Raw genomic sequence first — 22,050 nt, forward strand, 5'->3', positions numbered from 1 at the left:
GACTTTCGGGACCGGGGCGGGAGCGGGCGCCGGATCGGGCCCATCCGCTACGACGACGTCAGCCGGGAGGCCCATCAGGCGAACGACAAGGGTGCGGCACGACGTGCGCCCGCGTCCGCAAAACGGCGTACGCCATGCGCGATTCACCTCGCGGCCACCGGGCTGCGGCAGACTGGCGGCGTGACCACGAAGATCTCCGTCGCCGGCCTCGGCTACGTCGGCCTCTCCATGGCCGTGCTGCTGTCCCGCCACAACACGGTCGTCGGGCTCGACCTCGTCGCGGACCGGATCGAGCAGCTGCGCCGCGGCGAGAGCCCGATCCACGACGACGACATCTCGCGCTTCCTGGCCGAGGAGGACCTCGACCTCACCTTCACCACCGACGCCGACGAGGCGCACGCCGGGGCCGACTTCGTGATCATCGCGACGCCCACCAACTACGACCCCGAGACCAACTACTTCGACACCACCTCGATCGAGGCGGTGATGCGCGACGTCATGCGGATCAACCCGCACGCCACGATGGTCGTGAAGTCGACGGTGCCGGTGGGCTACATCGAGGACGTACGCGCACGGCTGGGCACCGCGGACGTCATCTTCTCCCCCGAGTTCCTCCGCGAGGGACGGGCGCTGCACGACAACCTGTTCCCCGCGCGGATCGTCGTCGGCGAGGACTCCGAGCGGGCGCGCGCCTTCGCCGAGCTGCTGGTCAAGGGTGCGGACGCCGACGACGTACCCGTGCTCTTCACCGCGCCCACCGAGGCCGAGGCCATCAAGCTCTTCGCCAACACCTACCTCGCGATGCGGGTGGCGTACTTCAACGAGCTCGACTCCTTCGCCCTCTCGCGCGGGCTCGACTCGCGCTCGATCATCGACGGCGTCGGGCTCGACCCGCGGATCGGCACGCACTACAACAACCCGTCGTTCGGCTACGGCGGCTACTGCCTGCCCAAGGACACCAAGCAGCTGCTGGCGAACTACTCCGACGTGCCGCAGACGCTGATCTCGGCGATCGTCGACGCCAACACCACCCGCAAGGACTTCATCGCCTTCGACATCCTCGACCGCGAGCCACAGGTCGTCGGCATCCACCGGCTGATCATGAAGGCCGGGTCGGACAACTTCCGCGAGTCGTCGGTGCAGGGGATCATGAAGCGGCTCAAGGCCAAGGGCGTGAAGGTCGTGATCTACGAGCCCGAGCTCGAGGACAAGCACTTCTTCGGCTCGAAGGTCTACCGCAACCTCGAGAAGTTCAAGGCGAAGTCCGACGTCATCGTCGCCAACCGCATGGTCGAGGAGCTCGCCGACGTGAAGGACAAGGTCTACACGCGCGACCTCTTCGGCGGGGACTGAACCCAGCTCCTTCTCGGTCGATGTCAGGCCGGGGTTCTCGTCCGCGGCGCGCCCGTGTCGAGACCGGCCGCTGGTTGAGCAGGGCGCCCAGCGCCCGTGTCGAAACCAAGGCCGTGGGTTCGGTCGACCGTGACCATCGATCACTGTGTCTTTTTGCGCCTCCGCTTCGCTTCGGCGCGTGTCCGCGGCGCCGGAAGCCCAACGCCGTGATGCTTCGCCTTACTTCTTGCGGCCGAAGAGGCCGCGCTTCTGCTCCTCGGCAGGCGCCTGGGCGGGCGGGGTCCGGACCTCGCCCGAGGCCTTCTCGAGCGCGCGGTGCAGCTTGGTCTCCGACTTGTCGGGGTCCATCGGCGGACGGGCGGGGAGGGTGAAGCGCTCGACCTCGCGGTCGCCGACCGGCACGAAGCCGACCGCCGTCGCGTCGTAGGCCTTCGTGCCGAACGCCTCGTCGAGCAGCGCCTCGAGGTCGTCGCCGTCGACGGCCAGGCGGCCGACCCGCGCGAGGGCGGAGGTCCGCTCGAGTCGCGCGACGGCGCCCGAGTCGTACGACAGCAGGCGGGCACCGTGGTGGGTGCGCTCGAGGTCGTCGAGCAGCGCAGCGAGCGCGGCCGGGAGCGGGGCGAGCGTGACGTCGGGCAGCGTCAGGACGAACTCGGCGTCGCTGCGTGCGTCGACGGACTCGACCAGCCGGACGCGCGGCTCGTGGAGGTAGGACCGGTGGACCAGGCGGGTCTCGAGCACCGGGTCCTCGACCGGCTGGACGCGGTCCTGGTGGACCGACGACCACGGGCCGACGACGGTGACCCGCAGGTCCGGCACGTCGCCGTCGAGCAGTGCGTCGACGACCCGGATCGTGTCGTCGGCAGGACCTGCGGTGAGCACGACCTCGAGGTAGGGCACCTGGTAGGCGCGGCCGCGCTTGTTGCGCTTGGGGCGCATCGTCGGCACCAGGTCGGCGAGGTAGGGGTCGTTGTAGCGGTTCACCTGCTCCGCGCGACGCAGCACCTGCGAGCGGCCGAGGTGCCAGCTGCGGGCCTCGCGGTCGACGACGAACACGCCGCCGGCCTGCGCGAGCGAGTGGCCGAGGTGCATGTCCTCGCCGAGGCGGAGGGTGACGTCGAAGCCGTCGGAGTCGAGGTAGAGGGCCTTGGTGACCGAGCCGGTCATGCCGATGTGGAAGCGCTGCGCGCGCGGGCCGGCGGTGCGCAGGTCGCTGGTCTTGGCCCAGTAGTCCTCGACCCACTGGTGCGGCTCGTGCTCCTCGCCCGGGAAGAGGTCGGCCGCCTCGCCGGCAGCGATGCGGTCGCGCACGGCAGCGGGGTCGGCCTCGAAGAGCGAGGTCGGGTCGACGAAGAGCTTGTGCCCGCCGGGAACGGCGTAGTCGACGAGGTGGTGCCACCGGGCGTGCGCCTCGACCTCCTCGCGGTGGGCGAGCATGTCGGCGTCGTACCAGTGCAGGACCTCGCCGTCGGCGGCGAGCGCGCCGAGGTGGCAGGCGTTGGCGCGGCCCCAGCCGTCCTCGACCCGGATGATGCGGGTGTTCTCGGGCCGCACGTCGGGCAGCTCCTGCGGCGGCGAGCTCTGGTCGTCGACGACGAGCACCTCGAGCAGGTGCGCGGGGTACGACTGCGCGGCGAGGCCGGCGAGGACATAGGGCAGCGTGCGCTGGTAGTTGAAGGTCGGGACCACGACGGTCACCGACTTCGTCGGCTCCCAGGCGCCGAGGGTCGCGGGCGCGAGCGACCCCCAGTCGTTGGCACGCACCACCGGCTGCCGAGCCATGTCCTACCCACCCCCGTCGGGACGGTCGACCGGGTCGACCTCCAGCGCCAGGCTCGGCCGGAAGCCGGGCCACTCGGAGGCCACGATGTCAGGTCGACGGAACTCCTCGTCGTCGCGGACCCAGGTGTGTCCGTCGCCGGTGCGGCGCAGGATGTAGCCGAGGCCGTGGGTGCGGTAGATCCGGCCACCCGCTGCCTCTACGCCGGCGAGCAGCTGCGCGTCGACGAACTTGCGGACCCGGCGGAAGTCGCCGAGCGAGCGCAGCAGCCCGCGGTCGAGCAGCAGGGTGCCGCCGGCCACGAAGCGCGCGAACACCTCGGACGGGTGCTTGCGGCGCACGGTGATGGCCTCGCGGGCGTCGTTGCCGTGGAGGAAGACGAACTCCGACGGCATCCCGACCACGTCGGCGCCCGAGAAGCGGCGGGCCATCAGCAGGTCGTGCACCGCGTCGGGGGCGTACCAGTCGTCGTCGTCGATCTTCAGCAGCACCTCGCCCGAGGCGGCCCGCGACGCAGCGGTGAGGACGTCTCCGAAGAACGTCGACCCGTCGAAGGTCAGGACCTGGTGCGGGCGGTCGCCGAGCGCGCGTCGTACGGCGTCGCGGTCGGGCTCGAAGCCGTGGGCGGCGAGCACGAGCTCGACGTCGGCGCCCCGCTGCCGCGCGACCTGCCGCAGCGCGAAGTCGAGCATCTCCGGGCGACGGGTGGCGAGCAGCGCGCTGACCGGCGGCAGCCCGACATGACGGGCGCCGGACCGATCGGCGAGCGCGGAGCGCCAGGCCAGCGTCGAGTGGTGGTCGAAGGTGGCGCGTCGGACGGCGAGGCTGTGCTCCTCGCGCCGCAGCGGGTCGTCGAGGTCGACGTCGGCGTCGAGCGCGGCGGCGACGGCCGGTGCGACGTCGAGGACGCCCTCGGTCACGATCGGCACGCCCGAGATCGCGAGCGCGAGCAGGTCGGCCGTGGGCACGTCGGCGCCGAGGCGTACGCCCTGGAACGCGCGCGCCGCGGCGACGACGTCCTCGGTCACCGGCCCGCGGCTGATGCGCGACAGGTCGACGACCGGGTGATCCCAGTCCTTGCGGAAGCCGATCGGGTTGTAGACGCGCTCGTCGACCGGCTCGGGGCCCGGATCGGTGACGACGGTCGGGGCGCGGTCGATGACGTGGTGCTCGGCCACGCTCTGCTGGCTGGTGGCGCCGCGGCGGGCGATGACCACGTCGGGCGGCACGTCGCGCTCGGCCTCGCCGGCGTCGGCGGCGGCGCTGACCAGCACCGACCGGGCGTCGAGGCCCGGCGCTGCGGGGCGCCCGGCGTAGGCCACCACGAGGCCGCCGTGGGTCGCGTCACCCGGTCCCGCGACCTGGCGCGCCATCTCCATCACGACGAGCTGCGCACGGGCGCCGGAGGCGAAGCGCGCGACCGTGAGCACGCCGCGGTCGCCGGCCTCACGGGCGGCGAGGTGCACCAGCCGCGGCCACTCCGGGCGCGGCACGAGGACCCACGGCGCGGGGGCGTCGGTGAGCCAGCAGGCGACGACCTTGCACTGGCCGAGGAGGGGTACGGCGCTCGCCATCCGCCGCAGCCGCGCGCGATCGGCGGCCACGACGAGCACCGAGCCCCAGCCCTTGCGCGGGCCGTCGAGCGAGGACAGCGGGACGATCGTCGGCTCGATGCCGGGCACGTCCTCGATGCCGTGCAGCGCCTCGATCGCGAGGCGGTCGGCGTCGTCGACCAGCACCAGGGTCGGTCCGGGCATCCGGACGTCGTCGAGGGGATGGGTCACGGGCGCACTCGTTCCTTCAGGGAGGCGGGCAGCGAGTGCTGCACGAGCGGGCGGGGCTGGCGCCAGAGCCAGTCGCGGCTGACGTGGTCGATGATGTGCACTCCCTCGGGCGCGGTCACCTTGACGAGGCCGCCGAGGGCCTCGGGGTCGCCGTTGCGGATCGCCTCGTCGACCTCGAACTCGCGCAGCTTGCGGTAGAGGCGGGTGTTGGTGAAGTCGACGCCGTCGCGGCGCCAATGGGCGTACTCGTCGGCGTCGAGCCACTTCACCTCGAGCACCAGGCCCTGCTGGAGGACGATCCGCTCGACGCCGGGCGGGAACTCACGCAGCTCCCAGTCGAAGGCCTTCACGAAGGTGAAGTCCGGGCCCATCGGGTAGACCCACGGCTCGAGGAAGCGCAGCGACAGGTCGAGCCAGCCGGTCGACTCGTCGACCACGGTGAGCGGGTGGCGCGGCATCGCAACGATCGCGCGGGTCGACTGCAGCTGCCACGCGAGGTCGCGCAGGATGCCGGCGCCCTCGGGCGAGAGCACCATGTCGCCGTCCCACTTCATCGAGTAGGTCGTGCGGACGTGGGAGAAGCACCAGTTGTAGAAGTGCGTCAGCGAGTGGACGCTCGTCGCGGGCGTGGCCAGGTGCTCACCGCCCGCACGGGCGACCTGGTGGGGGTAGTCGAGGACGGTGAGCCGGTCGGCCGCACCGCACTCCTCGGCGACCCGGCGCGCCACGTCGGCGGTGCCGTCGTCGGAGCCGTTGTCCACGAGCAGCACGTGCTGCACCGCGGAGAAGATCGGCGGCAGCACCCACGGCAGGTTGCGCGCCTCGTTGCGGACCCGGAACACGCACGTCAGCCCCGGCGTCAGCGGCTCCCCTGCGGTCCAGGGCCAGGTGACGTCGTAGCCGGGCTCCCCCTCGAGCGAGGCGATGTCGGGCATCAGGCAGGCCGCTCCCGGCCCATCGCCCTGCGCAGCTTCTGCCGGGCGGCCGGCGGCACCATCGCGCGCACCGCGTGCGGGACACGGTCGGCGCCACTGCGGGTGTCGGGCGCCGGCTGGCTCGCCTCGCGCCGCGCCTCCGCGGCCGCCGTACGCCGCTGGGCCACGACCGTCGAGTGGGCGAACGCCTCGGCGTCGGCGTACTGCTCCGCATAGGCAGCGCGCAGCTGGTCGCACGTCATCTGGAGCTCGGTGGAGTCGTCGCCGGCGAGGGCGTCGAGGGCGTGCCAGGTCTCGTCGGCGAGCTCGCGCAGCCGCGCCGGCACGCCGATGTCGTCCCACGTCATCGTCACGCGCCGCAGCGACGGGTCGATGAAGCGGTGCACCTCGGCGATGTCGACGGCCATCGCGGTCTTCACTCCGGCCAGGTCGAACGCCTCGCCGAGCGCGAAGACCGGCTGCGTCCAGTCGTCGAGGAGGTCGCCGTAGCGGACGAAGGCGCGCTGCTGGCCGCGGGTGGCGCGCTCGGTGTGGAGCATCATGTTGATCCACGCCGCGGTGCGGGTGACGGCGCCCTGGTCGGACCCGGCGCCCATCTGGCCGTAGTAGGTCTGCTTGGAGCCGACCACCTCGGTGACCGGCCGGAGCATGGTGACGTACGACGACGTGGCGCCGCAGCGGTCGGCACCCGCGCGCCAGAGGCCGAGGAACCACGCGGCGCGGGGGTCCTTGACGACGAGCTCGTCGGCGACGGCGAACTGCTCCTCGAGCCACGCCGTCACGCGCTCGCGGACTGCGTGGTCGCCGCTCGTCGTGCCGGTGTCGAGCCACGCGCGGGGGCGGGCGTCGGACACCTGCACGTTGCTGCGCTGCAGGAGCTCGGTGTGCAGGTCGACCACCCACCGCGGCTCGCCGAAGCCCTTCGGGTTGGTCGCGTCGGCGACCACCTCCGGTTGCGGCACGTGCAGGCCCAGCGTGCGCAGAGTGCCGGCCATCGTGCTCGTGCCGCTGCGGCCCGAGCCGACGACGTACACGATGCGACGCTCACTCATGGCCCGAGCCTATCGGCGGGCATCAGCAGGTCGCTCCCCGCACCGCCGCTGGTCGAGGAGGCCGCCCTTCACCGCCGCTGGTTGAGCAGGCCGCCCTCCACCGCCGCTGGTCGAGGAGGTCTCCCCGCACCACCGCTGGTTGAGCAGGGCGCCCTGGCGCCCGTGTCGAAACCGAGGCCGCCCATCCACAGATCCCCGCAGCGCCCTGTTGCGGGTCCGCCCGCTCCGCTCCACTGGTGCGATGCCCTGGACCTACATCCTCGAGTGCTCGGACGGCAGCTTCTACGTCGGGAGCACCCGCAACCTCGACCGCCGGGTCTGGGAGCACGCCGAAGGACTCGGCGCGGAGTACACGAAGCGCCGTCGGCCGGTCAGGCTGGCGTGGGCCGGCGAGTTCGAGCGCGTCGCCGACGCCTTCGCGTTCGAGAAGCAGGTCCAGGGGTGGCGGCGCGACAAGAGGCTGGCGCTCATCGAGGGGAGGTACGACGACCTCCCCGAGCTCGCGGCAGGGCACTGGCGGCGTACGTCGTCCGGGTGAGCCTTGGTTTCGACACGCTCGCTGCGCTCGCTGCTCAACCAGCGGCGACCGCTGCCCGGCGCTCGCTGCTCAACCAGCGGCGACCGCTGCCGGCGACCGCTGATTGAGCAGGGCGCGCTGGCGCCCGTGTCGAAACCGAGGCCGACCAGAGCGTCACAGGTGCTGCGGCTGCGCCTTGATCAGGTCGGCGTACCACTGGAACGACTTCTTGCGCGTGCGCGCCAGGGTCTCGTAGTCGACGTGGACGAGGCCGAAGCGCTGGGTGTAGCCCTCGGCCCACTCGAAGTTGTCCATCAGCGACCACGTGTAGTAGCCGCGGACGTCGACGCCGCGGGTGATCGCCTCGGAGACGGCGTTGACGTGGGAGCGGAGGTAGTCGATGCGGGGCTGGTCGTCGACGACGCCGTCCTCGTCCGGACCCATGTTGTAGCTGCACCCGGACTCGGTGATCATGATCGGCGGCAGGGCCGCGCGGAAGCGGGCGCGGAACATGACCAGCCACTCGCGCAGGGCGTCGGGGACGATCGGCCAGCCGATGTCGGTGGTCGGGTAGCCCACGACCTCGCGGAAGTCGAACGGGATGTCGGACTCCTCGTCGGCCGCGGCGATCTTCATCGGGTTGTAGTAGTTGACGCCGTAGAAGTCGAGCGGCTGGCGGATCGTGGCGAGGTCGCCGTCGTGCATCACGTCCTCGAAGAGCGGCATCAGGTCGACGGGGTAGCGCCCGAGCAGCATCGGCTCGAGGAACATCCCGTTCCAGAGGGCGTCGAAGATCTTGCTGATCCCGACGTCGGCGTCGTCGTCGCTGGCGGGCCAGATCGGGGCGTGGTTGTTGGCGCAGCCGATCGACTCGGCGCCGACCTTCCGCAGCTCGATCGCCGCGCGACCATGGGCCATCAGGAGGTGGTGGGCGGCGGCGAGGCAGTCGAAGAGCATCGCCTTGCCGGGCGCGTGGGTGCCCATGCCGTAGCCGAGGATCGAGGCGACGTTGGGCTCGTTGACGGGGATCCAGTGCTCGACGCGGTCGACGAACTTCTCGCCCACGATGGCGGCGTAGTCGGCGAAGCGCTCGACGGTGTCGCGGTTGAGCCAACCGCCGTCGTCCTCGAGCGCCTGCGGCAGGTCCCAGTGGTAGAGCGTGACCATCGGCTGCTGGCCGTTGGCCAGGAGGGTGTCGATGAGCCGGTCGTAGAACGCCAGGCCCTTCGCGCTGGCCGGCCCGCGGCCGTCGGGCTGGATGCGCGGCCAGGCGATCGAGAAGCGGTAGCCGGTCGTGCCCAGCTCCCTCATCAGGGCGACGTCCTCGTCGACCCGGTGGTAGTGGTCGCACGCCACGGCGCCCGTGCTTCCGTCGACGACCCGACCGGGCTCGGCGGTGAAGGTGTCCCAGATGCTCGGCCCGCGCCCGTCCTCCGTCGCAGCACCCTCGACCTGGTAGCTCGCGGTGCTGGTCCCGAACCGGAAGCCGGGCGGGAGCAGGGGGAAGTCATGCGGTGGTGGCACATCGGCGAAGATATCGGCATGGGCATGGCCGTGTACGCCGCTTCGGACAGGTCCTCCTCCGCAGAGGTGGGGAGGCTCACCCGGCACTCCTTCTCCTTCGGACCGCACTACGACCCGACCAACCTCGGCTTCGGTCCCTTGGTCTGCCACAACGATGACGTCCTGGCCGCCGGCGCCGGCTATCCCGACCACCCGCACTCGGAGCTCGAGATCGTCACTTGGGTGCTCGAGGGGACCCTCGTGCACACCGACTCGACGGGCGCGCAGCACGTCGTCGAGGCCGGTCGCGTGCAGGTGCTGTCGGCCGGGTCGGGCATCCGGCACAGCGAGGTCGCCGACGCGCGGTTGGGGGGCTGCCGCTTCGTCCAGGCCTGGCTCGCGCCGTCCGTGCCGGGGCGGGAGCCGGCGTACGTCCTGGGCGAGGCGCCGCAGCCCGCGTCCGGGCTGGTCGAGGTGGCCGGCGGCGACGGCCTCCCGATCGGCACGTCGGGGGCCCGGCTCCTCGTCGCCCGGCTCGCGCCCGGTGACGCGATCACGCTGCCCGAGGACCCGCGCCAGCACGTCTTCGCCGCCACCGGGGCGGTCTCGCTCGAGGGCCTGGAGCTGCGGGACGGCGACGCCGTACGAGTCGACGACGAGCCGGGGCGGGTGGTCCGGGCGTCGGAGGAGACCGAGCTGCTGGTCTGGTCCTTCGGCTGAGCTCACGGCGGTGAGGCGCAGCCACGGAGGCCTATGCTGCCGAGATGTCGTCGACCCGGGCTCGGCTCGTCACCGGGGCGCTCGCCCTGGCCCTCCTCCCCACCACCGCGAGCGCGAGCGTCGCGACGCGCGGCGCCGACGTGCCCCCGCACCCGCCCTCGCCGCTGACCGGACTGCCCCGGGGCGTACCCCACGGCCAGGTGGTGCGGCTCGCCGACGGCGATCGCTACGAGGTCACCCGCTCGCAGGGCGGCCGGCAGATCCAGGGCCGCAGGTACGACGTCCAGACCGGGTCGTGGGGTGCACGCACCACGGTCTTCCGCGAGGCGGACCTGCGGTGCTGGAACGTCGTGGCGCGCGGTGCCGGGAGCGGGATCGCCGTGACGTTCGAGTGCGGACCCGCGCTGGTCGAGCCGGACGAGGGCAAGCCGTACGCCGCGGCGACCTCCGACGGGGTGCACTGGGACGCGCGACGGCTGCCCGGCTACGCCTGGCGTGATCCGGCGATCTCGCCCGCCGGCACCTGGGCGGCGTGGTCGCGAGGCCAGGACTACGTGACCTGGACCGCCGTCGGCGGCTTCGTGCAGCACCGGGCGTCCCGGTCGACCGGCCAGTTCGAGGACGCCCAGGCACCGGTCGTCACCGATGACGGCACCGTCACCATCGCCTGGTCCAGCTCGGCTGAGTGCACGGTGACCTTCGACGCCTATCCCGCCGCCGGCGGGTCCACGAGCCAGGTCGTCCAGGACGCGCGCGTGTGCGACGACTTCGCCACCAGTGTCGACGCGAGCACCGTGTTGCTGGGCGACACGGACGACCGCTGGAGCGTGACCCGGCTGACGCGGCCCGACGAGTCCTCCCCGTGGGCCGTGAGCAGGGTGGCGCCGCTCGACGCATCCGGACTGCTGACCGACGCCTTCGTGCCGGACTTCGCGCCCACACTCCTCGACGCCCCGGGCCGCCCGTTGGCGGTCATCGCCAACCTGGGCGACGACCTCGGCGTCCAGCTCTACGACCCGGCGAGCGAGTCCTGGCGAGCCCCGGTGCCGTTCCTCTCGCGCGCCGGCGGCACGCGCTGCGTCTACGAGGACGACGCCACCGCTCGAGTCGGCTTCTACGCACTGACCCTGCGCTGTCGCGGAGGAGACCGACGGCTGGTGACCTCCCCGGACGGCGCCGCCTGGCAGGCGCTGCCGCTGCGTGCCGGGCTGGTGGGGCTCGACGCTCGCGCCGACCTGGTCGCGGTGCCCGGTCGCAGGCGCATCGTGGTGCTCTCCCGCAACGGCGCGGCCACCGTGCCGGTCGGTGTCACCGGCCGCTGCGACGTCGTCCACCCGATCGGGCGTCGCTCGGTCCTCCGGGTCACCGCCACCCGAGGCAGCGCCGGGTGGCCAGCACTCCTGCAGCGGTCGACGTCCGACGGCTGGCGGACGCTGCGGCGCCTCGACCTCCCGCACCAGGGCACCTGTCGCCGGGTCTTCTCCGGCGGGCTGTCGGGTGCCGACTTCCAGCTCAGCGGCGGAGGCCGGACGCTCGGGCTGCGGTTCGTCCGGCGCGACGGCCGCTGGGACGTGCGCCGCGACTACTGACCTGCCGCTGGTCGAGCAGGGCCGCCAGGCCACGCCGCCGGTTGAGCAGGGCCGCCAGGCCCGTGTCGAGACCAAGGCCCCGAGACCTTGGTTTCGACACGCTCACCGGCGCTCGCTGCTCAACCAGCGGTGGCCAGTCCCGCCAGCGCTCGCTGCTCAACCAGCGGTGGGTGGGAGCTACTTCTTCTTCCTGGCCTTCACGACCTTCAGGTGGAGCGTCCGGCTGGTGGCGGCGGCGTACTGCTCACCGGCGACCACGGTGAGCCGGATCTTGTGCTTGCCGGCCTTCAGCTTGCCGAGCGACAGCGTCTTGCTGCCGGTGACGGTCCGCGTCCGGATCACCTTGCTGCCGTCGTGGACCAGCACCGTGGAGGGTCCGGTGGTGCTGATCGTGACGCTGACCTTGGCCTTCTGGCCGACCTTGACCTTCGTCCTGACCAGCTTGGCCGTGATGGTCGGCGCTGCCTGCGTGACCTTGAGCGTCGCGGTGGCGGCGCTCGCGGAGACCGTCGACGAGCCGCCGTACGACGCCGTCACCAGGTGGGTGCCCACCGGCGTGGTGGCCGGGAGCGTGACGGTGGCCGTGCCGCCGGCGAGGGTGCCGGTGACGGTCGTGCCCGCGACCTCGACCGAGACGGGCCCGGTCGCTGCCGGGTCCGCGGCGACGGTGACCGTCGCCGTCGTCGCGGTGCCGTACGCCGTCGCGGTGGCGCCGAGGCCGACCGAGGTCGTCGACGCGGCCGGTCCGCTCCACGCAAGGGCGGGGGCGAACTCGGTGTGCATCGCGGCCCCGGCCTGCTGCTCGACGGCGTACGCGTAGCCGAGGACGGCCGTGTCGTCCCAGGCCCGGCCGACGATCTGCACGTTGTTGGACTGGCCCTCGTCGTTGGCCCCGATCGGCAGGATCGCGGTCGGGAGGCCGATGCCCTGGGTGATCACGCCGGACGCGCGGTCGGAGCTGAAGATCGCCGACGCAGCGTCGTTGTTGCCGACGCTGGTGAGGAAGCCCGGGTAGATCACGGCGTCGACGGACCGGCCGAAGGCGGTGTCCATCCAGGTGTCCGCGTTGACCTTGTAGGCGTCGCGACGGGCCAGCAGGTTGGTGACGCTGGTGTCGTCCATCGGGTTGTAGGAGTAGTTGCCGGAGACGTTGTAGGGCAGGTTGAGCGGGTTCTCCAGCAGCTGCTTCGCGGTCATCGGGAAGGTCGCGGGACGCGCCTCGCCGATGTAGCGCTCCCAGCCCTCTGATCCGGCGCTGCCCGTGGTCGGGAAGCCCGCGGCCGGCGGGTTGGCGGGTGCGGTCGCAGCGCCTGCCGGCAGGGCGACGAGCGTGCCACCGGCCGCCTCGATGGCGGCCGTGGCGTCGGCGAGGGCGACCGCGCCGGCGTTGTCGTCGACGATCGCGGTCGAGGTGAAGGCGCTCGGCACGTAGCCGATGACCTTGCCCTCGAGCGCGTCGGCCTCGAGCGATGACTTCCACTCGACCGGACGCAGGCTGTTGTCGACGCGGCTGGTGAGCAGGTCGTCGGGGTTGTTGCCCGTCGTCCGCGTCGAGGTGGCGTCGAGCAGCGACGCGACGTCGGTGACCGACTTCGCCATCGGACCGGCGTAGTCCGTGGCCCAGGTCAGCGGCATGACGCCGTTGGTGCTGGCGAGGCCGTCGGTGCCACGGAACGTCGTGAGGCTCGCGCCGGTCGACGGGGCGTAGAGCGAGACGCCGGTCTGGGTGCCCATCGCAGCGGCCGCGAGGTCGGCGGCGACCGCGGTGGCCGACCCGCCGCTGGAGCCGAACGACGTCTTCGACGGGTACAGCGCGTTCCAGACCTGCTTGAAGCCGCTCTCGCTGAAGGAGCCCGAGTTGGCGAACTCCGAGAGCACCGTCTTGCCGATCATCACGGCACCGGCCTCGCGCAGCCTGGCGACCTGCCACGCGTCCTTCTTCGGCTCCCAGTCCTTGAGCGCGAGCGTGCCGCCGGAGGTGGGCATGTCCCTCGTGTCGTAGATGTCCTTCAGCGCGATCGGGATGCCGAGCAGGTCGCCCGTGCGACCGGCCTTGCGCGCCTCGTCGGCCGCCATCGCCTGGGCCACGGCGTCCTTCGCGACGGTGATGAAGGCGTGGAAGCCGAGCGCACCGTCGTCGTAGGCCTCGATGCGGTCGAGGTAGGCCTTGGTGACCTGCACCGAGGTGACCCTGCCGGCGACCATGTCGGCCTGGAGCTGCGCGATCGTCTTGCCGGTGACGTCGTAGGCGACGTCGGTGGTGGGCACGACCTCGGCGTCGGCGGCCGGCAGCCTCAGCGGCTCCGCACCGGCGCACGCGGCGGCGTACGACGTGATGTCGAGGTTCTGCAGCGTGCAGATCTCGTCGAGGGTGAGCGTCGACAGGTTCGGCGCCGCAGCCAGGGCGGCGGTGTCCGTCACGATCTGCGTGGTGTCCGACAGCGTGCCCACGACGACGTACTGCATCAGGGACTCGGTCGCGCCGGGCTCGATGGTGAGGGTGCGGACGAAGCCCAGGTCGTTGGCGCGGCTGCCCGTGGGGACGTACGCCGTCTCGAACGGGTTGGACTGCTGGTCACCGAGCGCGCCCACTCCCGAGCCGACGACGACGCCGGTCGGACGGGTGGCGCCCGGGGTGGTCGCGGTGACCCACGTGTCGGTGGTGTCGACGGCGTTGTTGCCGCTGCTCGAGGCGCTGATCGTGGCCTTGTTGGGGCTGGTCGTCGCCGTCAGCCCGGAGCCCAGCGATCCGCCGAACGACACCTCGAGCGTGACCGGCTCGGTCGAGGCGTTGGTGAAGGTGTCGAAGAAGCTGGTGGTGCTGCTGGCCGTGGCGACCTGCACCTTCCGCGACATCAGCACGTCCCCGAGACGGACCGACTTCGTGGAGGCGTAGGAGCCCGGGGTGGTCGCGGTCAGGCCGAAGCCGCGCATCATCTGGTCGTTCATCCGCGGCTCCTCGCCGGCGGGTGCGTCGACGTGGACGAAGATGTTGCCGAAGCCCTCCATCCGGGACCCGCTGACGTTGCGGATCGAGCCGGTGTCGAGGCCGGGGCGGCGGGCATCGTTGATGCTGACCGTCGCACCGTTGGCGGTGGCGACGCTGGTCAGCGCCTGTGCGCCGGGCGTGATGGCGAGGGTGCCGAGGGCGACCGCCGCGATCGCCGGCAGGGCGACGAGACGGGCTGTGCGCCCGGAGGGGGTGAAGGACATGACGTATCAAGCGCCTCTCGAGTCGGGGGTGAAGGCGCCTGATTTCTATGAGCCGTACATGTCGACCGGAGACGGTCCCCGTTTCGGCTGTGTAACGTTCCAAGTTCCGACTTTCGGACGACGGACGTGCCATGGGCGCACGTCCGGCGCGCGCCGGATCCCCACCCCCACCCCCGGACATCCCACCCCCACCCCCCGATATCTAGGGACGTTCTGGTGGGTGAAGGCAGGCTCCTACCCACCAGGACGTCCCCAGATATCGGGCACTACGGGACAAGGACGCCCGGGTTGAGGATCCCGGCAGGGTCGAGCTCGGCCTTCACGGCCCGCAGCACCCGGACGCCGACCTCGCCGATCTCCCGGGCGAACCACGGCTTGTGGTCGGTGCCGACGGCGTGGTGGTGGGTGATGGTCGCGCCGGCGGCGATCATCGCGTCGCTGGCGGCGGCCTTGGCGACCCGCCACTGCGCGACCGGGTCGTCGCCCTGCCGCGCGGCGACGGTGAAGTAGAGCGAGCACCCGGTCTCGTAGACGTGCGAGACGTGGCACAGCACGAGCGATCCCTCGCCGAGCGAGGAGGCCAGCGCGGCCTTCACGTCGGCGTACAGCCGCGAGCGGTGGGACCAGAACGTCGCGGTCTCGAGGGTCTCGACGAGCACGCCGTGGTCGAGGAGCGAGTCGCGGAGGTACGGCGCGTGGAACCGGCCCTGGACCCACGCGTCCCCCGGTCCGGTGCCGAGCGGCGTGCCGCCGAGGCCCGCCAGCACGGCGGTGACGGCCGCCCGCCGGGCCGCCACCTGGTCGGCCGTCCCCTCGTAGCCGGTGACCATCAGGCAGCCGGGGTCGTCGGTGCCGCCGATCGAGGAGGGATCGGCGAGGTTGATCGCCGTCTCGGTCTCGTCGGACAGCCGCACCACCGTCGGCAGCAGCCCGGACTGCGCGAGGGTGCGCATCGCGTCGGAGCCCGCGTCGAACGACGGCCAGCGCCACCCGTCGTACGCCGTCTCGGTGGGCGCGCGCCGCACGCGCACGGTCACCGAGGTGATGACGCCGAAGGCGCCCTCCGAGCCCAGCAGCAGCTGGCGGAGGTCGGGGCCGGCGGCGTTGGCCGGTGAGGACCCGAGGTCGAGCGACCCGGTCGGGGTGGCGGCGGTCAGACCGACGACCATCGCGTCGAACCGGCCGTAGCCGGCGCTCGACTGACCGCTCGACCTGGTCGCCGCGAAGCCGCCGATGGAGGCGTGCTCGAACGACTGGGGGTAGTGCCCGAGCGTGAGCCCGTGCTCGCCGAGGAGCGCCTCGGCCTCGGGGCCGCGCAGACCGGGCTCCAGGGTCGCGGTCATCGAGACCTCGTCGAGGGCGAGGAGGCGCTTCATCCGGACGAGGTCGAGGCTGACGAGCCCGGCGAAGCCGTCGCGTCGCGCGGCCAGCCCGCCGGTCACGCACGTGCCGCCGCCGAACGGCACGACCGCAACCCGGTGCTCCGCGGCCCACGCGAGCACGGCCGCGACCTCGTCGTGGCCGTCGGGCCGGACCACGGCGTCCGGCGCGTCGTCGAGGTCGCCGGCGCGGGCGCGGAGCAGGTCGGGCGTCGACTTGCCGCGCGTGCGCAGGATGCGCGTCTCGTCGTCGAGGAGCACGTGTGCGTCGCCGACGATCGAGCGCAGTCCGTCGAGGAGGGCCTCGGCGATCGCACTCTCCGGGGGCCGCGCGTCCGTGACCGCGGGGCGGTCCTGCAGCCCGAAGGCGAGCTCGACGAGTCCGCGCGCGGACTCCGGCAGGTCGGTCGCGGCGGCGGGATCGCCCCAGCGCTGCGGGTGCATCTCGACGGTGGGCGTCTCGAGGGTCATGCGTTACAGTGTGACACATGTCGTCACTTCGTCACATGTCGGACCCGAGGCTCGACGCCTACCTCGACTCCGCCCGCGACTGCATCCTCGACGTCGGGTGGCGGCGCACGACGCTGACCGAGGTCGCCCGGAGGGCCGGGGTCTCCCGGATGACGATCTACCGCGCGTGGCCCGACATGGGCTCGCTGCTCGGCGACCTGATGACCCGCGAGTGGGTGGGCATCGCGGCCGCCACGCGGGTCGCCGCCGTCGACACCAGCACGCCCCACGGCATCGCGGCCGCCGCCCTCTCCACCGTCCGGGCACTGCGTGACAACGAGCTGTTCGTCCGCATCGTCGAGCTCGACCCCGACCTGATGCTGCCCTACCTCCTCGACCGCCGCGGCCGCTCGCAGGAGGCCCTCATCGAGATCCTCGCCACCGAGATCGAGAGCGGCCAGCGGGCCGGCACGATCCACGGCGGTGACCCCGTGCTGATGGCCCGCGGCCTCATGCTGGCCGGCCACGGCTTCGTCTTCTCCGCCCTGACGATGACCGACGACCAGGTCAGCCTCGAGCTGCTCGACGGCCAGCTCCTCCACCTCGTCTCGTCGTCGCTGGCACCCCGATGACCGGCTCCCCGACCCGGATCACGCCCGGCCTGGCCGGAGTCCCCGAGGAGGTCGACGTGGTCGTCGTCGGCCTCGGCATCACGGGCGCCGGGGTCGCGCTCGACGCCGCCACCCGCGGACTCAGCGTGCTCGCCGTCGACGCCCACGACCTCGCCTTCGGCACCTCGCGCTGGTCGTCCAAGCTCGTGCACGGCGGCCTGCGCTACCTCGCCCAGGGCCAGCTCGCGATCGCCCACGAGAGCGCCGTCGAGCGCGGCATCCTGATGGACGTCACCGCCCCGCACCTCGTCCACCCGCTGCCGATGCTGACCCCGGTCAACGACACGATGAGCCGGGGGAAGGCCGTGCTGACGTGGGGCGGCCTGCACGCCGGCGACGTGCTGCGCCGCACCGCCCACACCACCTCGCGCACCCTCCCCCGCCCGCGCCGGCTCAACGCCACGGAGACCCTGAACCTCGCCCCGTCCCTGCGCGCCGACGGCCTCCGCGGTGGGCTGCTCGGCTGGGACGGGCAGCTCGAGGACGACGCCAGGCTCGTGGTCGCGGTGGCGCGCACGGCAGCGTCGTACGGCGCCGAGGTGCGCACGCGCGCCCGCGTCACGTCCGCGACCGGCACCGGCGTGCGGCTGCGCGACGAGCTCACCGGGACGTCGTACGACGTCCGCGCGCAGGCGGTCGTCAACGCCACCGGCGTCTGGGCGGGCGACCTCGACGACCAGGTCCGGCTGCGCCCCAGCCGGGGGACCCACCTCGTCCTCCGCGGCGACTGCCTCCCGCACACCCGGGTCGCCGTGATGGTGCCGATCCCCGGCACGAGCGCGCGTTTCGCGATGGTCCTGCCCCAACCCGACGGGACCATCTACGTCGGGCTCACCGACGTGCCGGTCACCGGCGGCGTGCCCGACGTGCCGGTGCCGAGCCCGGGCGAGGTCGACTTCCTGCTCGACGTCGTCGCCTCCGCCTTCACCACGCCGCCGACCCGCGACGACGTGGTCGGCGCGTTCGCCGGGCTCCGCCCGCTGCTCGAGGTCGCCGGGGCCACCGACGGCGCGACCGCCGACCTGTCGCGACGCCACGCGATCCTCACCTCGACGACCGGCCTGACGACGATCGTCGGCGGGAAGCTCACCACCTACCGCCGGATGGCCCAGGACACGCTGGACTCCCTCGTGGCCGACGGCCGCCTCACGGCCGGTCCCTGCCGCACCGCCGCGCTCCCGCTGCTCGGCGCCGCGTCCGCCGAGGAGCTGCGCCACCTCGACGCACACCCCCGGCTCGTACGCCGCTTCGGCACCGACGCCGCCCTCGTCCTGGCCACCGCGCGCGAGGTCACCGGGCTGACCGCCGAGGAGCTGCTCGAGCCGGCCTCGGACACCGTCCCGGTCACCCTCGCCGAGCTCGTCTTCGCCATCACCCACGAGGGTGCGCACGACGCCGACGACCTGCTCGACCGGCGTACCCGCGTCGGCATGGTCGCAGCCGACCGAAGGGCCACAGGACACCACGCGGAGCGGGCGCTCGCCCTCGTCACGGCATCACGACACACATCCGCCTGAGGTCCACGGACACGGCTGGTCCAGCAGACAGCAAAATCACCCGGGACTTCCTCAGAATCCCCGGACAGGACGCTGGCCAGATGGGATCGTTCTCCACGGCGCGCCCCTTGCTGACCCCATGCAGCAAGGGGCGCCCAGTCCTTCTTCTCGGGCTCGCTCCGCTTCGCCGTGTCCGCGGCGCTGGAGGCCCGCTCGCGCGTCGTCGTTGCCGCACTCTCCTCCGCTTCGCTCCTCCGCGACACAGCCCTCGTCCTTGCTTCACGGGCGCTCCGCGGACGGAACCCCCGGCCGGACGAACCCTCGCGCCTACTCGACCGTGACGGACTTCGCGAGGTTGCGCGGCTTGTCGATGTCGTGGCCGAGGTGCTGCGCGGCGTGGTAGGCCAGCAGCTGCAGCGGGATGGTCAGGAGGATCGGGTCGAGCTCCGGCTCGTTGCGGGGCACGACGACCCGGCGGGCGTCGATCCCGCCGAGGTCCACCTCCTCGTGGGTGACCACGACGAGCGGCCCGGAGCGCGCCGCGATCTCGTGCAGCGCCCCGATGTTGCGCTCGGTGAGCTCGTCGTGCGGCACCAGCGCGACCGTCGGCACGCCGGGGTCGATCAGCGCGAGCGGGCCGTGCTTGAGCTCGGAGGTCTGGTAGGCCTCGGCGTGGCGGTAGCTGATCTCCTTGAACTTCTGGGCCCCCTCTCGCGCGACCGGGAAGCCACGCACCCGGCCGATGAAGAACAGGCTCTGGGCCTCCGCGAGCGAGTGCGCCACCTCGACGAGGTCGTCCTCGATCGCGAGGACCTCCTCGATCTGCGCGGGCAGCCGCTCGAGGCCCGCGACCAGTCGCTTGCCGTCGGCGATCGAGAGGTCGCGCACCCGGCCGAGCTGGAGCGCGAGGAGGGCGAAGGCGAGGAACATGTTGGTCAGCGCCTTGGTGCTCGCGACCGCGACCTCGGGTCCGGCGTGCAGGTAGATGCCGCCGTCGCACTCGCGGGCGATGGCCGAGCCGACGACGTTGACCAGGCCGACGCAGCGGCCACCCTTTCGGCGCACCTCCTGGACGGCGAGCAGGGTGTCGATGGTCTCGCCGGACTGGCTGACGGCCACGTAGAGCGTGTCCGGCTCGATGACCGGGTCGCGGTAGCGGAACTCGCTGGCGGCCTCGGCGTCGGCGGGGATCCGGGCGAGCTCCTCGATGAGCGCGGCCCCCATCTGGCCCACGTAGTAGGCCGAGCCGCAGCCGAGGATCTTCACCCGCCGCACGGCGCGGAGGTCGCGGGCGTCCATGTCGAGGCCACCGAGGTGGGCGGTGCCGAAGCGGTCGTCGAGGCGTCCGCGGAGCACCGCCTGCGCGGTCGTGGGCTGCTCGAGGATCTCCTTGCGCATGTAGGACTCGTGGTCGCCGGCGTCATAGGCCGACGCGTCGATGTCGACCTCGCTCGCCGTCTTGCCGGTGTGGATCAGGTCGGAGTGGCGCATCGTGTGGAAGCCGGCCGCCGTCACGGTCGCCATCTCGCCGTCGTCGAGCATCGCCACGGTCGTCGTGTGGCGCACGATCGCGGCCAGGTCGGAGGCGACGTACATCTCCTTGTCCCCGACGCCGACGACCAGCGGGCTGCCGTTGCGGGCCACGACGATGCGGTCGGGGAAGTCGGCGTGCAGGACCGCGAGGCCGTACGTCCCGACGACCGCCGCCAGCGCGTCTCGGACCTTGCCCTCGAGGGTGTCGGCGTCGCTGCGGGCGACGAGGTGGGCGAGCACCTCGGTGTCGGTGTCGCTGACCAGGGTGGTGCCGGCGTCGGTGAGCTCACCGCGGAGAGCAGCGGCGTTGTCGATGATCCCGTTGTGCACGACTGCGACCCGGCCCGACTCGTCGGTGTGCGGGTGGGCGTTGACGTCGTTGGCCGGCCCGTGGGTCGCCCAGCGGGTGTGGCCGATCCCCGTGGACCCGGTGAAGCGCTTGGGGAGGTCGGCCGTCAGGTCCCGGACCCGGCCGGCCTGCTTGGCGACCCGGAGGCCGCGGGCGCCCAGCACGGCGACGCCGGCCGAGTCGTAGCCGCGGTGCTCGAGCCGGGTGAGGCCTTCGAGGACGAGCGGGGCCGCGTCCTGGCGGCCGATGTAGCCGACGATTCCGCACATGGTGGACGTTCCTATCCGTAGATGATCCGGCGCAGCTGGCGCTCGCTGAGCTCGGGCGCCGCGACCACGCGCTCGCCGAGCTCCTCGGCGATGCGGGCGAAGATCTCGGGGTTCTTTGCGCCGTAGGTCTTGAGGTGGGCGTGCCGGGCCCGCACGTAGTCCTCCACGCCCTGGGCGTGGAAGGCGATCACGTCGTCGATCACACGTGCCGCCTCGCCCGGGGTGAGCGAGGTGGTGGCGACGACGTGGTTCACGAGCGCGGGGTCCGGCACACGTCAGATGGTGCGCCTCGGCTCATCGAATGCCAAGTTCCTGCCCGATTTCGGGCAGAACCCGGTACCTCGGCCTGCGCGCAGCACGTGTCCCTCCGTCCCACGCACCACAAGTGGGGTGCAGATCCCGCCTCTGGTGGTCAGAAGGACCCGATGTGGGGGAAGTTCGGCCTGGCCGAGCGAACGTGGTGTGCGCAGGTGGGGATGTGCTATCTTGAGTGAACAGAAGGTGAACGGAAGGTGTCACATGAGCAAGCACACGATGTCCGGCGTGCCGGTCTGCACCTGGGTCGCCGTCACGGATGCGTCGGGTCGCACCCGCATGGAGGCACACTGGTCGATCGCCGGCGCTGCCCAGTCCCAGGCAGCCTGAGCACAGGTCCCAGCGCACGAGCCGCGTCCCCGCCGGGGGCGCGGCTCGATGCACGTCCGGTGTGCGAGGAAATTCCTCTCGCCGCTGGGGAATGATCCGCGGACGGTGTACGTTCGTTTGGTTGAATCTTGGATCAACAACCCGACACCTCAGGAGCCTCCATGTCCAGCGCCTTCGACGCCCCCACCACCGCCATCGACGACATCTCCGGTGACTACGCCCTCGACGTGACGCACAGCCGCCTCGGCTTCGTCGCGCGCCACGCGATGGTCACCAAGGTCCGCGGCCAGTTCACCGCCTTCAGCGGCACCGCGAAGATCGACGAGGCCACCCCGTCGAGCTCCAAGGTCGACCTGTCGATCGACGTCGCCTCGATCGACTCCGGCACCGCCGACCGCGACGGCCACCTCAAGTCCGCCGACTTCTTCGACGCCGAGACCTACCCGGCGATCACCTTCTCCTCCACCGAGGTCTCCCGGTCGGGCTCCGACTGGACCATCACCGGCGACCTGACGATCAAGGACGTGACCAAGCCCGTCACGATCGAGTTCGAGCAGACCGGCTCGGCCGTCGACCCCTTCGGCAACACCCGCGTCGGCTTCGAGGGCGAGACCACCATCAACCGCAAGGACTGGGGCCTCACCTGGAACGCCGCGCTCGAGACCGGCGGCGTCCTCGTCTCCGAGAAGATCAAGCTCGAGTTCGACGTCTCGGCCATCAAGAGCGCCTGATCGAGTCGGCGCGCCTGCGCCGCTGAACCGCGTCGAGCCGGCGCATCTGCACCCCGCACGGTGCAGATGCGCCGGCTCGGC

Annotated in this window: 17 protein-coding genes; 8 read left to right on the plus strand and 9 right to left on the minus strand. The window is 72.1% G+C overall.

The genetic code is table 11. The features are described 5' to 3' along the window. Positions 1 to 180: 180 nt before the first annotated feature. Complete coding sequence (locus EUA93_RS05880) at positions 181 to 1,353, plus strand: nucleotide sugar dehydrogenase (protein ID WP_275937859.1); 1,173 nt, start codon at positions 181 to 183, stop codon at positions 1,351 to 1,353. Positions 1,354 to 1,572: 219 nt separating this feature from the next. Here the strand turns inward: EUA93_RS05880 and EUA93_RS05885 are convergent, their stop codons facing one another. Genes EUA93_RS05885 through EUA93_RS05900 form a run of 4 tightly spaced genes read right to left on the minus strand, consistent with a single transcriptional unit; the run spans position 1,573 to position 6,904 of the window. Next, entirely contained in the window at positions 1,573 to 3,135 is a 1,563-nt protein-coding gene (locus tag EUA93_RS05885; RefSeq protein WP_129399283.1) for a glycosyltransferase family 2 protein, read from the minus strand. 3 nt (positions 3,136 to 3,138) lie between these two features. Next, positions 3,139 to 4,917, minus strand: a complete 1,779-nt coding sequence (locus EUA93_RS05890) for a glycosyltransferase family A protein (RefSeq protein ID WP_129399284.1) — start codon at positions 4,915 to 4,917, stop codon at positions 3,139 to 3,141. Continuing rightward, positions 4,914 to 5,852, minus strand: a complete 939-nt coding sequence (locus EUA93_RS05895) for a glycosyltransferase family 2 protein (protein WP_129399285.1) — start codon at positions 5,850 to 5,852, stop codon at positions 4,914 to 4,916. The genes EUA93_RS05890 and EUA93_RS05895 overlap by 4 nt, the downstream gene beginning before the upstream one ends. Continuing rightward, a complete protein-coding gene (locus EUA93_RS05900; RefSeq protein ID WP_129399286.1) occupies positions 5,852 to 6,904 on the minus strand; it encodes a sulfotransferase family protein in 1,053 nt (350 codons plus the stop codon). The genes EUA93_RS05895 and EUA93_RS05900 overlap by 1 nt, the downstream gene beginning before the upstream one ends. Positions 6,905 to 7,145: 241 nt before the next feature. Here EUA93_RS05900 and EUA93_RS05905 point away from each other — a divergent pair, with 241 nt between their 5' ends. Next, positions 7,146 to 7,442, plus strand: coding sequence for a GIY-YIG nuclease family protein (locus EUA93_RS05905; RefSeq protein WP_129399287.1), 297 nt, complete (start codon positions 7,146 to 7,148; stop codon positions 7,440 to 7,442). A gap of 153 nt (positions 7,443 to 7,595) precedes the next feature. Here the strand turns inward: EUA93_RS05905 and EUA93_RS05910 are convergent, their stop codons facing one another. Then, a complete protein-coding gene (locus EUA93_RS05910; protein WP_165355074.1) occupies positions 7,596 to 8,945 on the minus strand; it encodes a GH1 family beta-glucosidase in 1,350 nt (449 codons plus the stop codon). Positions 8,946 to 8,963: 18 nt separating this feature from the next. On the opposite strand from EUA93_RS05910, the gene EUA93_RS05915 reads away from it, so the two are divergent. Beyond that, on the plus strand, positions 8,964 to 9,644 hold the full coding sequence (locus EUA93_RS05915; RefSeq protein WP_129399288.1) for a pirin family protein: 681 nt from the start codon (positions 8,964 to 8,966) through the stop codon (positions 9,642 to 9,644). 44 nt (positions 9,645 to 9,688) lie between these two features. Beyond that, a complete protein-coding gene (locus tag EUA93_RS05920) occupies positions 9,689 to 11,233 on the plus strand; it encodes a hypothetical protein (protein WP_129399289.1) in 1,545 nt (514 codons plus the stop codon). Positions 11,234 to 11,410: 177 nt separating this feature from the next. Here the strand turns inward: EUA93_RS05920 and EUA93_RS05925 are convergent, their stop codons facing one another. Then, on the minus strand, positions 11,411 to 14,446 hold the full coding sequence (locus EUA93_RS05925; protein WP_129399290.1) for an amidase family protein: 3,036 nt from the start codon (positions 14,444 to 14,446) through the stop codon (positions 11,411 to 11,413). A gap of 266 nt (positions 14,447 to 14,712) precedes the next feature. After that, positions 14,713 to 16,296, minus strand: a complete 1,584-nt coding sequence (locus EUA93_RS05930) for an FAD-binding oxidoreductase (protein WP_242497252.1) — start codon at positions 16,294 to 16,296, stop codon at positions 14,713 to 14,715. Between the two features lie 17 nt (positions 16,297 to 16,313). On the opposite strand from EUA93_RS05930, the gene EUA93_RS05935 reads away from it, so the two are divergent. After that, positions 16,314 to 16,907, plus strand: a complete 594-nt coding sequence (locus EUA93_RS05935; RefSeq protein WP_129399291.1) for a TetR/AcrR family transcriptional regulator — start codon at positions 16,314 to 16,316, stop codon at positions 16,905 to 16,907. Then, positions 16,904 to 18,463, plus strand: a complete 1,560-nt coding sequence (locus EUA93_RS05940) for a glycerol-3-phosphate dehydrogenase/oxidase (protein WP_129399292.1) — start codon at positions 16,904 to 16,906, stop codon at positions 18,461 to 18,463. The genes EUA93_RS05935 and EUA93_RS05940 overlap by 4 nt, the downstream gene beginning before the upstream one ends. 306 nt (positions 18,464 to 18,769) lie before the next feature. Here the strand turns inward: EUA93_RS05940 and glmS are convergent, their stop codons facing one another. Continuing rightward, positions 18,770 to 20,593 carry a glutamine--fructose-6-phosphate transaminase (isomerizing) gene (glmS, locus tag EUA93_RS05945; protein WP_129399293.1) on the minus strand — a complete coding sequence of 608 codons (1,824 nt, stop codon included), beginning with the start codon at positions 20,591 to 20,593 and terminating at the stop codon, positions 18,770 to 18,772. An 11-nt stretch (positions 20,594 to 20,604) separates the two neighbouring features. Then, a complete protein-coding gene (locus EUA93_RS05950; protein ID WP_129399294.1) occupies positions 20,605 to 20,865 on the minus strand; it encodes a hypothetical protein in 261 nt (86 codons plus the stop codon). Between the two features lie 247 nt (positions 20,866 to 21,112). Here EUA93_RS05950 and EUA93_RS22180 point away from each other — a divergent pair, with 247 nt between their 5' ends. Both EUA93_RS22180 and EUA93_RS05955 read left to right on the plus strand, forming a co-directional pair. Further along, positions 21,113 to 21,238, plus strand: a complete 126-nt coding sequence (locus EUA93_RS22180) for a hypothetical protein (protein WP_275937860.1) — start codon at positions 21,113 to 21,115, stop codon at positions 21,236 to 21,238. Positions 21,239 to 21,399: 161 nt separating this feature from the next. Continuing rightward, a complete protein-coding gene (locus EUA93_RS05955; RefSeq protein ID WP_129399295.1) occupies positions 21,400 to 21,969 on the plus strand; it encodes a YceI family protein in 570 nt (189 codons plus the stop codon). Positions 21,970 to 22,050 lie beyond the last annotated feature (81 nt).

The sequence above is a fragment of the Nocardioides oleivorans genome (genome assembly GCF_004137255.1).
GTDB classification, from domain to species: domain Bacteria; phylum Actinomycetota; class Actinomycetes; order Propionibacteriales; family Nocardioidaceae; genus Nocardioides; species Nocardioides oleivorans.

Coding starts and splice junctions, on each gene's coding strand:
- EUA93_RS05885 (WP_129399283.1), bottom strand. CDS start 3,135: ATGGCTCGGCAGCCGGTGGTGCGTGCCAACGACTGGGGGTCGCTCGCG.
- EUA93_RS05895 (WP_129399285.1), bottom strand. CDS start 5,852: ATGCCCGACATCGCCTCGCTCGAGGGGGAGCCCGGCTACGACGTCACC.
- EUA93_RS05900 (WP_129399286.1), bottom strand. CDS start 6,904: ATGAGTGAGCGTCGCATCGTGTACGTCGTCGGCTCGGGCCGCAGCGGC.
- EUA93_RS05905 (WP_129399287.1), top strand. CDS start 7,146: ATGCCCTGGACCTACATCCTCGAGTGCTCGGACGGCAGCTTCTACGTC.
- EUA93_RS05915 (WP_129399288.1), top strand. CDS start 8,964: ATGGGCATGGCCGTGTACGCCGCTTCGGACAGGTCCTCCTCCGCAGAG.
- EUA93_RS05920 (WP_129399289.1), top strand. CDS start 9,689: ATGTCGTCGACCCGGGCTCGGCTCGTCACCGGGGCGCTCGCCCTGGCC.
- EUA93_RS05925 (WP_129399290.1), bottom strand. CDS start 14,446: ATGTCCTTCACCCCCTCCGGGCGCACAGCCCGTCTCGTCGCCCTGCCG.
- EUA93_RS05930 (WP_242497252.1), bottom strand. CDS start 16,296: ATGACCCTCGAGACGCCCACCGTCGAGATGCACCCGCAGCGCTGGGGC.
- EUA93_RS05935 (WP_129399291.1), top strand. CDS start 16,314: ATGTCGTCACTTCGTCACATGTCGGACCCGAGGCTCGACGCCTACCTC.
- EUA93_RS05940 (WP_129399292.1), top strand. CDS start 16,904: ATGACCGGCTCCCCGACCCGGATCACGCCCGGCCTGGCCGGAGTCCCC.
- glmS (WP_129399293.1), bottom strand. CDS start 20,593: ATGTGCGGAATCGTCGGCTACATCGGCCGCCAGGACGCGGCCCCGCTC.
- EUA93_RS22180 (WP_275937860.1), top strand. CDS start 21,113: ATGAGCAAGCACACGATGTCCGGCGTGCCGGTCTGCACCTGGGTCGCC.
- EUA93_RS05955 (WP_129399295.1), top strand. CDS start 21,400: ATGTCCAGCGCCTTCGACGCCCCCACCACCGCCATCGACGACATCTCC.